Annotated in this window: 8 protein-coding genes and 1 tRNA gene; 6 read left to right on the forward strand and 3 right to left on the reverse strand. The window is 51.0% G+C overall.

Annotation, left to right across the window (positions count from 1 at the left end; genetic code table 11):
• The first annotated feature begins 44 nt into the window (after nt 1-44).
• Together NTU47_09005 and NTU47_09010 are read left to right on the forward strand one after the other, a co-directional pair.
• Nucleotides 45-779 (forward strand): hypothetical protein, encoded by a 735-nt coding sequence (locus NTU47_09005; GenBank protein ID MCX6133935.1) that lies wholly within the window; start codon nt 45-47, stop codon nt 777-779.
• 230 nt (nt 780-1,009) lie between these two features.
• Nucleotides 1,010-1,083, forward strand: a tRNA-Met gene (locus NTU47_09010).
• Between the two features lie 142 nt (nt 1,084-1,225).
• Here the strand turns inward: NTU47_09010 and NTU47_09015 are convergent.
• Nucleotides 1,226-1,783 carry a PAS domain-containing protein gene (locus NTU47_09015; GenBank protein ID MCX6133936.1) on the reverse strand — a complete coding sequence of 186 codons (558 nt, stop codon included), beginning with the start codon at nt 1,781-1,783 and terminating at the stop codon, nt 1,226-1,228.
• A 13-nt stretch (nt 1,784-1,796) separates the two neighbouring features.
• Nucleotides 1,797-4,754, reverse strand: coding sequence for a PAS domain-containing protein (locus NTU47_09020; GenBank protein MCX6133937.1), 2,958 nt, complete (start codon nt 4,752-4,754; stop codon nt 1,797-1,799).
• Nucleotides 4,755-5,266: 512 nt separating this feature from the next.
• On the opposite strand from NTU47_09020, the gene tilS reads away from it, so the two are divergent.
• From tilS to NTU47_09040, 4 genes are all read left to right on the forward strand, one after another.
• A complete protein-coding gene (gene tilS / locus NTU47_09025) occupies nt 5,267-6,664 on the forward strand; it encodes a tRNA lysidine(34) synthetase TilS (GenBank protein ID MCX6133938.1) in 1,398 nt (465 codons plus the stop codon).
• Nucleotides 6,665-6,680: 16 nt separating this feature from the next.
• On the forward strand, nt 6,681-7,229 hold the full coding sequence (gene hpt, locus NTU47_09030; protein ID MCX6133939.1) for a hypoxanthine phosphoribosyltransferase: 549 nt from the start codon (nt 6,681-6,683) through the stop codon (nt 7,227-7,229).
• Nucleotides 7,230-7,326: 97 nt separating this feature from the next.
• Complete coding sequence (ftsH, locus tag NTU47_09035) at nt 7,327-9,378, forward strand: ATP-dependent zinc metalloprotease FtsH (GenBank protein MCX6133940.1); 2,052 nt, start codon at nt 7,327-7,329, stop codon at nt 9,376-9,378.
• On the forward strand, nt 9,375-10,088 hold the full coding sequence (locus NTU47_09040; protein ID MCX6133941.1) for a dolichol kinase: 714 nt from the start codon (nt 9,375-9,377) through the stop codon (nt 10,086-10,088). Before ftsH ends, NTU47_09040 begins: the two co-directional genes overlap by 4 nt.
• A gap of 189 nt (nt 10,089-10,277) precedes the next feature.
• On the opposite strand, the gene NTU47_09045 is transcribed toward NTU47_09040, so the two are convergent.
• Nucleotides 10,278-11,522 (reverse strand): class 1 isoprenoid biosynthesis enzyme, encoded by a 1,245-nt coding sequence (locus NTU47_09045; protein MCX6133942.1) that lies wholly within the window; start codon nt 11,520-11,522, stop codon nt 10,278-10,280.
• Nucleotides 11,523-11,760: the final 238 nt, after the last annotated feature.

The raw sequence follows: 11,760 nt of genomic DNA on the forward strand, positions 1-11,760 counted from the left end.
CATGTGCGGGGAAGCCGGGAGTGACGAATTGGAGGGAGGAACATATGGTTACTCTTCCTGGAACAGTTCAATCGCGGGCGGATGGGAACGGAGGGCAGCTTTCAGGCGGCGCTCTGGGCGAAGCAAAGATGGTGCGGCTGGCATCGAAGCTTGTTCGGCTGGCTCCCAAACCCGGAGCACTTGTTTATTTGGACGCGGCGCCTCTCTCCGTTCAGGTCGCCGACACACAGCCGATACTGTTCTCGGCATTCGATGCATGTACACACCTCCAGATAGCCAGGATCTACCTCACTTCGTCATTTGCCTGTGCGGCAGATTTCCTTGACTTCGTTCAAAGGAGAATCCCGTTCGGCATTTCCCGGATCAGGACGACGACTGTGGCCCCGTTCTGGGTAGACCCCCTTCTCTCTCCGGTCCAACGGTTCACCAATCACCTCGAAGCACAGGGCATCCTTCATATTCTTATCGCAGACCGTTCGGAGGACGATCTTTTTTCGGTCTTCGATCATCTCACGTTTGTCCATCAAGCCGGAAGTTCCCATCGGCTGCCGGCTATTCCCGAACTTGTCGGCGAGGTGATCACTTTTCTGTATTTTCACAACAACAACCGCGCAATGGCCAGCCTCAACGGGAAGACACCGTTGGAAAAGCTGAAGACTTTTCCTGGGCTAGAAACCATTCTATCCTTCGATCCATTTGCTCCGGAGACTGCAAGGCTCGAGTACCCCGCTCAACCTGCCAACCATTCCCGAACCGCTGCCAGGAGAATTTCCGCTTGATTTTTTGAGCCTTCTGACGTACCTTGAACTGTTCATTGATCCCTAGAGTTCATCTGATGATTGACCTTCCAAGGGTCATTTTTTGTTTCTAATGGAATGGACAATCAGCTTTCGGTCGACCCCGGCAAGAAACGGCGGTTCCGCGCTTCTAATCCCGCTGATAGGCGGAATCCAGAAGGCGGATAAAGTGAAACACGCGCAATCGGCAATTGTAAATCGACAATAGTGTTGGCGGGGTAGCTCAGTTGGTTAGAGCGTCGGAATCATAAGCCGTAGGTCGAGGGTTCGAATCCCCCCCCCGCTACAAACGCAACGGGGCTGTCCCATAAGTACTGGGTCAGCCCCGTTTTTTTGTGCCAATTAGAAACACGTGCACAGTCGAAGCCGGATGAGCCCGAAAGGAAGAACTTTTGTTTCCCTTAGACCATGCGACTCGCGTTTTCATCCTACGATTGCTTGTATTCCGTCAAGTCAATTATCGCGATGTGGCATTGCTGGTCTGGTTCGAATATGTTATCCAACTTTACACCTTCTAATTGGACATGGCGAACCACTTTGTCTTTTGTGAAGACTTTCATTTTGCAGGATTGTTTTACGGGAGAGGTGAAGACGGATTTGACAAAAGCATTAAAGACATCCCGCTCATCCAGCGGGACATACGCAATAAAGTGCTTACCGACTAATTTACTTCGATCAACGCCGAACATTGTACTTGCAGATACATTGACCTCCTTCGTTACACCATCCACGCCCAGAACGAAGTAAGGGATTGGTGAAAAATCAAAGAGGTTCACATATTTATTTCTCGATACCTCTAATTCTTGTTCCGCAATTCGAAGCTCCTGGTTCTGATGTTCCAGTTCGATTTGATTCACCTGGAGCAAATGTATCAGCTTCTCAACCTCTTCATTCTTTCCAACAGCCGGTTTTTTCGGCCTTCGTTGCCTTTGTACCTTCGCTGTTCTAGCGATCTTCGCTTTTGATTTATTTTTAGCTTGATTCATTTTTTGCACCTTTTTATGGTATGCTTGGGCACTGGATTGCAAGAAGGATGAGCTTGGTCCTTTTTTTCCCGTGGAACATCTGGCGAGCGTTCACAAGCAGTTTCTTTCTGCCTCCATTGACAAAATTGTAATCGATCTCAACATCCTCAAAAACATTCTGCCTGGGAAGAATCTCCTCAAGAAGTTCCCGCAGTTGAGGTATCTCCCACTTTGCATTGTCAAGTTCAAATATACTTTTCCCGACAGTTGTTTCGCTGGCAGTATTGAACGTTCTATAGAAAGAACGGTTTGCTGAGACAACTCTTAAGTCTTTGTCAAGAACGAGAAGCGACTCCCTCACGGTAGCAACGATATTATCTGCATACTCACGTGCATGCTGAATGCCCTGGTTCAACCTATTTATCTTTTCGTAGGCCGCTTTCGCATTGCTAATATCTGAAAACGTAACCACGACGCCGTCAATAACATTGCTTGTTGTACGGTACGGCAAGATCCTCATCTGATACCAGAGACCGTCATTGGTTTGCAGCTCAATTTCTTTACACTCAAGAGTTCTCAGGACTTCTTTTGCATCCTCAATCAGCTTGCCATACTTGAGATTCGTAGCTATATCGGTTATTGGTCTTCCAATGTCGGACGCAATCAGGTTCACAATCTTCGTTGCGTGGAACGTAAATTTCTTAACACGCAACTTGGCATCCAGGAAGATGGTCGGCATACCGATGCTTTCCATCAGGTTTTTCATATCATTATTGATACCCGAAAGTTCGTCATTCTTGTTCTGAAGCTCGGTGTTGACTGTAATTAATTCTTCGTTGAGCGACTGCAATTCTTCTTTGGAAGTTTCCAATTCTTCATTTGAACTTTGCATCTCCTCGTTGGTTGATTGCATCTCTTCATTGGTCGACTTAAGTTCCTCATTGGACGTTTCCAATTCTTCAATGGTTGACCGCAGGTTTTCTTTCGTAGATCTTAATTCGCGCTCAAGTCCTTCAATATGCTTTCCCGATTTCTTATCGTAATGAATGCGCTTGGAAGCCGACAGTAGTTTTGACGGTAAGGCTTCTTCAAAAATCACCAGGAGTGAACCGAGCATCTCCTTGGGCTCTTTGATCGGCTTCACCGTAAGATTTATTACCTGAGTGCTGCCGTTGGTTTTTACTTTGATCCCTTCGGCGGTGAGCGACTTCTTGCCTGACAACACTTTTCTCATCAACACCGGAAGCTCTTGCTGCAATCCATCGCGGGCCATTTCGATAATATTCATCTTCGCTTCGCCGTGAGTGAGCTCAAGGTACTTGCCGGTTCTTCCGTGGATATATACTATATCTCCATTCGCTGTTGTGATCACGCAATTGGGAGAGTAGTTTTGCAGGATAACTTGTTCCGCTAGCTGAGTAATGTTTTGTATTTCGTTAGTCTTCATAATGGTCCCGTGAGCTTTCCCTTCCGACCTTGAGACCGGGAATTCCATGTACGGTCTCACCGAGTAAATGGAATCTCTTCTTTTGTAGAGCTTCCATTTCTTATCTGCCACTGAAAATAAATCGACAAACTCGCCGATAGTTTCCGATGAACCGAGAAACAGTATTCCATGAGGCAAGAGACTGTAATGGAGCAGCGGGATTATCTGTTTCTGCAGTTCGGCATTCAAATAGATTAGAAGGTTGCGGCAGGAGATCAGATCGAGTTTGGTGAATGGGGGATCTTTTATGATGCTCTGCGGAGCAAAGACCAGCATTTCCCTGATTTCTTTTCGAATATGAAATAGATTTCCCTCGGAAGAAAAGAAACGGTCCAAACGTTCTTTACTCACATCGGACGCAATCCCGGAGAATGTGCCGATGCGTGCTCTCTCAATTGCGTTATTGTCAATATCTGTTGCAAATATTTGCACGTTTAGATTCTTCCTCGCTTCATTCATGCACTCTCGTAACACAATTGCAACGGAGTATGCTTCTTCGCCGGTATAACATCCCGGGACCCACATTCTTATCTGACCACCATCCGGCTTGCTTTGCACTACCTCCAACAATATCTTTTTCAATTTCTCAAAAGATTCGGGATCTCTGAAAAACGCTGTCACCCCAATCAGAAGCTCCTTAAACAAGTTTTCAATTTCTGCGGGATGTTCCTGAAGCAGCCGGACATAATTGGGAAGAGTGTCTAACAAAGAGACATTCATTCTTCTTTCTATGCGCCGGAAGATCGTGTTTTGTTTGTAGCGTGAGAAGTCGTGACCAGTATGAGTTCTGAGAAGTATAAAGATTTTTTGAAATGCATCGGGAATTTTGCCATCAGCAGTTTCTCTATGTAACAGAGCACCTTTGACTGTTTGGGAGGTATATCTCATCAACTGATCCGGCATTTCTTCAGGCGGAAGGATGTAATCGGCTAGTCCGGTTTTGACGGCGCTGCTTGGCATACCGTCAAATCTTGCCGATTTTGGATCCTGGACCATGACCATTCCTAACTCACCCTTCACTGCCTTTAACCCGGCAGTACCGTCAGAAGCCATTCCGGAGAGGATAATACAAATAGCTTTGTCGCCGCAATCTGCTGAAAGGGATTTGAAGAAGAAATCAATTGGAAGCCGGAATCCATGCGCTTCAAGAGGTTCAATCAATTGAATGGTTCCGTGAAGTATAGCCAGATCTCTATTGGCCGGTGCGACATAGACATGGTTGGGTTCAACCGTCATTCCATCTTCAGCTTGGAATAATTTCATCCTGGTAGATTTCTGAAGCAATTCCGGCATGATACTTACATGATTTGGATCCAAATGGGACACTACGATAAACGCCATGCCAGAATTCTCGGTCATATGCTGGAAAAATCTTTCGAGAGCCTCCAATCCGCCTGCGGATGCGCCGATACCGACAACATAAAATGAATTATTTGAGGAATTGCGTTCACGTGTGCTTTTGTTTTTCTTGACGGCAGATCGATTAGGACTTGTTTTCTTCTTCATAGATCCTCACAGATATGCTTAACGGCGCTTCCGAAAATCTGGTTTCTACGAATGAATCACCATAGAAGAAGCCGGAAATATTTCGCCGGACGGGATCCTACGACCTTGAGATTGAGTTCATCATATGCCAAACTAGTCATTTGATCTGCAACAAGCAATCGGAGGCGTACCCGAGATAGGGTGACCTAAACTACGTACTCGTGGTACACAAAACTGGAATCGGGACTTTCTTCCTAAATGGTAGCACTCTTTGCAGGGAATCATACTCACCAAATGGCTGGCGAGGCCAACTGGAACCGTTACTGACTCCGCCTGCCAAACACCGCTTGCAGATGCGCAACTGTTTTCGTAATTTCAAATCCAGAGTGTACTTGAGTTCTCGGTTTTGCTGAGAGCGGGGATTCCGGGTGTCATCCCGCCACAGACTTGACACCGGCCCCGCGGCAAAGAAGTCACATGAATTCTTGACCCTGGAAGATCGGGGTCAAGAATTCTTCTTATAAGGGGTTCGGGTGAACCAGCAGCACCATGTTCTTGAGATCCAGTTTGCCCATTTCCTGAAGTCGTCGGGACTTGTGCAGCCGGGCGATTCGATTGTGCTCGCAGTGAGCGGCGGCATCGATTCAACTGTCATGACGTATCTCTTCGCAGATCTCCGCCCTCAATGGAATCTCACGTTGACTGTCGCTCATGTCAATCATCAACTGCGCGGAGAAGAATCCGACGGCGACGAGGCGTTCGTCCGAAACCTGGCAGAGTCTCTCAGGATTCCATGTTCTGCAGAGCGGGTGAATATCATCGACTTCGCACACAGCGCGCACCTTTCCAAGCAGGAGGCTGGGCGCCAGCTGAGGTATGAATGCCTCGAGCGTGCACGGCAAGGGGTTGATGCACGATCCGTCGCAACCGCCCACCAAGCGGACGACAACGCTGAAACAGTTCTGCTGAATACTCTTCGAGGTACCGGCATCCGCGGTCTGGCGGGCATTCCGGTCAGACGCGAGGCCGGCGCCGTCATTCGGCCTCTCCTGTTTGCCCGGCGCAAAGACATCGAAGAATATGCCCGGATCCGAAACATCGGGTATCGCACAGATTCCTCGAATGAGTCTGTCGAGTACAGGCGAAACTACCTTCGGCATAACGTGATTCCAATCCTGGAGTCATCAGGTGCATTCGACGTAGTCTCCTCGCTGAATCGGATGTCACGACTTATGAGGCAGTTGGACGATTTGCTGACAGCGGAGGTTCGGCTAGTACTCCCTGGCGTGCTCACGCAGGACCAACAGGGAGCGACGCTGCTCGACATCGCAAAGCTACGATCGAAACCTGAGTATCTACAGGAGGGAATCGTCCTGGAGGTATTGCGAAGGCTTGAATCCGAGGTCGATTCGGAAAAAATCCTGAGACTGCTCGAGCTCTGCGATCTGAGAACCGGGAGCCAGTTGCAGCTTTCCAAGACTCTTCACGTGTATCGTGACAGGGAACAGCTTACATTCGTCCGCCCGCAAAAGGAGACACTGCTCCACGAGCAAGTCTCAATCGGCAAGAGTTATGTTTTTCGCGATTTCCGCTTTTCCTTGAGCCTTCCGATTCCCCCGCCGGAAACTCTCGGGGCTGCTTCCGGCGTTGAGTTCGTTGATGCCGGCAAGCTGGGCGACCAGCTTCTCGTGCGGTCATGGGAAGAAGGCGACTGGTTTATGCCGCTGGGCCTGCACGCCCGCAAGAAACTGAGTGACTACTTCGTCGATCGGAAGATTTCGCTTCTCCAGAAGAAGGAAATCCCGATTCTCGAATCGAACGGCGACATCGTGTGGATTTGCGGGATGCGGCTGGATGACAGGTTCAAAGTCACAGATCGGACCCAGAGCGTTATCAGGCTCGAGTTTGGATCTACAATATTCGCTCACTAAAATCGACTGTATAATAATGGCCAACGAGATCACGATCAACAACGACCGGTTTGCCCTGTATCTTTCAGAAGAACAGATCAAAGCCAGGGTGAAAGAACTCGCCGTGCGGCTCAACAGCGACTACCGCGGCAAGGTGCCCATTTTCATTGGCATTTTGAATGGGTCTTTCATTTTCTTTGCCGATCTCATACGCGAGATCACGATCGATTGCGAGGTCGATTTTCTCAAGCTTTCGAGCTATGGCGACGCGAAGATATCGTCGGGCCAGGTCCGTTTGCTCAAAGACCTCAACTGCCAGGTCAGCGGCCGAGACATCATCGTTGTGGAAGACGTTGTAGATTCGGGAATCTCGATCGACTTCATGAAGAAAATTGTGATGAAAGAGAATCCTGCGTCGTTCAGCGTTGTGACATTGTTGCTCAAGAAGTCGGTGGCGAAGGTTGATTTCCCCATTGATTATGTGGGATTTGAGATTCCACCCGAATTCGTGATCGGCTACGGCTTGGACTATGCGCAAAAAGTTCGTAACTTGAAGAGTATTTATCGGCTCGCCCCGCAGGAATAATTCCGGCAACCGTGGCGATGAGTTTGAAGGAGCGAAGTGTATGAATTATCAATGGTATAGTGAAGAACCATCAGATGACAAGCAGAAGGACGGGGGCATGAAGCGGCGCAATCCTCCTCCGAAACTCCCCAAGAAAGGGCCTAAACCGGTCCGGGAAGACGATTTCAACTGGAACAAAGTGGGGCGGATGATCGCCGGCTGGCTTGGTATTCTGCTGGCTGTCTATCTGATCATGCTCGCGTTCAAGCAGACAGAGGAAACCGAATACGAAATCAACTTCACAATGTACCAGAAGCTTCTGAACGACGGGAAGATCTCAGAGGCCCTGATAAAGAAGTCGGATTTCAACAACTACGATTTCCACGGCAAGCTCAAAGAACCCTCAGAGATCACGACCTCGAACGAAAAGCGCGTTCTGGGGGCCACCCGGGTCTGGCTGACGCTTCCCTACTCCTCCATCAACGAAGAAGTTATCGGCATCTGGACGAAGAAGGAGCTCAAATTCAACGTCGTCAAGGAAGACAGCACGTGGACAAGTTTGCTGATATCCACGCTTCCCTGGATTCTGCTGATTGGCATCTGGCTGATTATTTTTAGGCGTATGCAGGCCGGTGCAGGCGGCACCAAGGGGCTATTCAGCTTCGGAAAGAGCAGAGCGAAACTGCTTACCGAAGGGATGTCGAAAGTGACCTTTATGGACGTTGCCGGGGCAGATGAAGCGAAAATGGAGCTCCAGGAGATCATTGAATTCCTCAAAGAGCCATCGAAATTCCAGCGCCTTGGCGGCAAGATTCCACGGGGCGTCCTGCTCCTCGGCCCTCCGGGCACCGGCAAGACTCTTCTCGCCCGTGCGGTCGCCGGTGAGGCAGGCGTACCGTTCTTCTCCATCAGCGGCGCAGACTTCGTCGAGATGTTCGTCGGTGTTGGAGCGTCGCGCGTGAGAGACTTGTTTGAGCAGGGGAAAAAGAGCGCGCCGTGCATCATCTTCATCGACGAAATCGATGCAGTCGGCCGTCACCGCGGTGCAGGTCTTGGCGGCGGACACGACGAGCGGGAACAGACTTTGAATCAGCTGCTCGTGGAGATGGACGGCTTCGAGCAGAACAGCGGAGTCATTATCATCGCCGCGACAAACCGACCCGATGTGCTGGATCCGGCGCTTCTCCGGCCCGGCCGGTTCGATCGGCAGGTCGTCGTGGACAGACCAGACGTCAAGGGGCGTGAGGGGATTTTCAGAGTCCACACGAAGAATATCCCGCTCGCCGAAGACGTGAAACTCGAGGTGCTCGCGAAAGGAACGCCCGGGCTCTCCGGTGCGGACATCGCAAATCTCGCGAACGAAGCCGCGCTTCTCGCGGCCCGACAGAACTGCAAGGTTGTCTCGATGCTGCATTTTGAAGCGGCAAAAGACAAAGTCATGATGGGGATGGAACGGAAAAGCCTCATCATCTCCGACCGCGAAAAGCGCGTCACCGCATACCACGAGTCGGGGCACGTGCTTGTCGCAAGACATCTGCCCGATGCCGACCCTGTGCACAAGGTGACGATCATCCCGCGCGGCCGCGCACTTGGCGTCACGACGTATCTCCCGATCGACGAAAAGCACACCTACTCGAAAGAATACCTGGATGCGATGATCACCTACGCACTGGGTGGACGAGCGGCCGAGAGGCTTATCTTCAACCAGTTGACGACTGGCGCCGGCAATGACATCGAGCGCGCGACCGAAATCGCCCGGAAGATGGTGTGTGAATGGGGGATGAGCGAGAAACTCGGACCTCTGGCATACGGAGCGAAGGAAGAAGAGCTGTTCCTCGGACGCGAGATCACGAAAACCAGAAACTTCAGCGAGAATACGGCGATCGCAATTGATCTGGAAGTCCGGAAGATCGTTACGGTGGCGATGAAGCGGTCCGAGAAGATTCTGCGCGAAGATCTCGAGACGCTCCACCGGCTTTCCAATGCCCTGCTCGAACGCGAGATACTCGATTCAGACGAAATCGACAGAATTATCCGGGGCGAAGAACTGCCTCCGGTTGACCGGCGTAAGAACGGCGAGCCTGAAGCAGATGCGGCAAAGACCAGCCAGCCTGCCCAGCCCAAGACCGAGCAGGCAATCGACAACGGCAAGCCAAAGAAAACCGCATGAGCGAATCCCCTTTGAAAGTGCAGGACGCTCCGATTCGCAAGTTGCCTGAATCGGAGCTCCTTCACGCGAAGGCGACGATTGAGTACAAATCCGAATTCATCCGGAAGCTTATCCACCTCTGTTCGCTTTCCATCCCCACTGTCTACTACTTCATTTCGAGAGAACGCGCCCTGGAGATCCTGGCGCCGGTTTTTCTCGCGTTCTTTATCGTCGATCTCGCGAGATTCTATCACGAGCCCACGCAGGCCTGGTTCTATCGTTGGTTCGGCTGGCTTCTGCGCAGGCACGAGTCAGACTCCAAATCGAAACGACTGACAGGGGCGACGAATATCCTGCTGTCGGCAATCGTCTGCGTGATGATCTTTCCAAAGATCATCACCATTAACGCCTTTGCAATCCTGATTATCTCGGACATCACTTCGGCCCTGGTGGGAAGGCGGTTTGGCAAGCATCGATTTTTTCAGAAGTCTCTCGAAGGGGCGACAGGATTCTTTGTTTCTGCTCTCGTTGTGGTTCTCCTCGCACCGAAGATCGAACGATTGCCGATGGAATACGTCCTGGGAATCATCGCAGCGGCCGCGGGGGCAGTCACTGAATCCATGTCGACTACCATCGATGACAACATCAGCGTTCCGCTCGTGATTGGTTTCGTTCTTTGGACACTCTATACGCTCTTTCTCCCCGGAATCAACCTCTACGCTTTCCTGTAAGACCCGTTCGCCCCGGAACCTGGATACACAAATCTCACGCCACGCACACGGATTGATTTGAGATCAGCAGACCGAGAACGGAACTAGATTGGGCTGCAGGCTGGATCCGACGCATTGGACAGAGGATGTCATTCGAGTAACAACGCAGGGTTTCATGAGGCAGTGATCAGGAACTGCACCTGCTTATCATCACACACACGCTGCAATTACCGTAAAGACGCGTTTGTTCTTCAGCGCCTTCCGCACTCTCACCTGATTCGCCTTCATTTTCTCATGCACCCAGCGTATCCGCGAAAACCTCATCGGCGAGTACCGTTCCATATTTCTGGAATACGTCTCGCTGAACAGTCGCGGGCATCGGGCTATCGATTCCAGAATCAGGAACCGGCAACTCCGTCGCACCAGTTCTGTCAACGTATCGGCGTTACGGAAAACACGGGGACTGCCCAACGTGAGGACGACGTCCGTAAACGCATGAAGCCGATTCGCCGCCGCGTCAAGGGTCCCCATGGAGGCAGCGAGCGTGAAAAGAGTTTGGTGACCGTTTCTAAGATCCTCTTCCACATCCTGCAAATCGTCGATGAGCTGGAGGAACACACCGTAACCGAATGAGAACGCGGCATTTTCCAGAGAGAGATAACCCTTGGCGAGGTAAGCGTCCGCCAGAACAGACGTCCCTCCCTTCTCGATACTGATGTCCATCAGGTCCGATTCCGTCCACCGTTTCGACGATGAGTGTTGACGAAGGCTCTTCTCCTGGCCTGCATGAATTGCGAGCAGGCTCTCGAAGACATCCGGAAAGGACGATCGGGGGAATTCTGATTCTATCATCTCCACGAGATCCGATATCTTCGCCTCGAGTCTCGAAGGGGCCGGAACGCTGTACCCTGAAAGCCGGAGTCTGAATCTTTTACTGAACTCCCGTTTCTCTTCTCCAGTGACCACCGGATCATCAAGAAAGTTATCCGAATACGGATAGAGGAGGCTGTATGCTACTCCGGACGGAGTAACCCGCACCGGCAGGCCGAACCCGGCCTGCATACTGTTCAAGATCCACAAGTTGCGAAGCGCCTGGAAGAGGTCCTCGACCTGGAGGTCGGGATCAAATGAGTGCGCCCGCCGCGCAAATTCGTCACCCGCATCCGAGAACTCCCCCAGCATCTCGTCTGTCTCCGCGCGGCGCCCGGGGTCCATCGATCGAACGACCATATTTCGCACCGATGACTTCATGCGCTGCAACTGAGCCATCGCTTCTTCGGAGTTCACGTCGATATCCTTTTCAGCGAGGATTGACTCCTCCACCCTTGCTTCGGTCGCCTGCTGTTCTTCCTCGTTGTACTCCCTGCCACACCACGGCAAAGCCATCGATGTGTTTTGCCACAATGAGGAACAATCCGACTTGAGAATCTGGAGATGTGCATCGAAAGAGATCATGCCGACTTGCGTGGTTGGTGCACTTGCAGCGAGTAATTCGGGTTCTTTCACGGTGAAGGGTTGTATCTTCTGTGAAAACAGGCGGCACGTTCGTGGTGCCTTCGGGTGTGTACGAGGGATCGAGTCAAAAGTTGCGGATGGCCGGGGGAAGAACAAATTCTCAATGGCGAAAGGTCAATCATCGGTTCTTCGACAGTTGAACTGCCGAAGAAGGCTCATGTCCGACAGTCTAACTGTC

The organism is Ignavibacteriales bacterium, from assembly GCA_026390595.1.
In the GTDB taxonomy this organism is placed as follows: Bacteria; Bacteroidota; Ignavibacteria; order UBA10030; family UBA10030; genus UBA9647.